The organism is Caldibacillus sp. 210928-DFI.2.18 (assembly GCF_020554505.1).
Classification (GTDB): domain Bacteria; phylum Bacillota; class Bacilli; order Bacillales; family Caldibacillaceae; genus Caldifermentibacillus; species Caldifermentibacillus hisashii.
Genome location: NZ_JAJCHL010000271.1, coordinates 1 through 249, shown reverse-complemented (window position 1 = coordinate 249; position 249 = coordinate 1). Strand labels below are relative to the sequence as shown.

The following is a 249-nucleotide window of genomic DNA, read 5'->3' as shown; positions in this document are numbered from 1 at the left end:
GAGAATACCCCACAGCCATCCACAGGCCTGCATTCTTTCATAGTTGAAAGAAGCCTGCAGGAAGCATGACATCCATACCATCTTGTTCAGTGTTTTCTTATCCAGCTTAGCTGCCGGAGTTAAGTCACTATATCTTTCAGGAATATTATATGCCATCAGAAACACCTCCTACATTTGAACCTGCATTATTTTTGATTTTTGTGTTGATCTGGTAGTCATATAATGCAATAGCCAGACCTACGAAAGCAC

At 41.0% G+C, this 249-nt stretch carries 1 protein-coding gene; it reads right to left on the bottom strand.

Going from position 1 to position 249, the window contains the following annotated elements:
- The coding region (locus LIZ98_RS17830) for a PTS system mannose/fructose/sorbose family transporter subunit IID (protein ID WP_227203202.1) at nucleotides 1–156 on the bottom strand (156 nt) is incomplete at its 3' end.
- Nucleotides 157–249 lie beyond the last annotated feature (93 nt).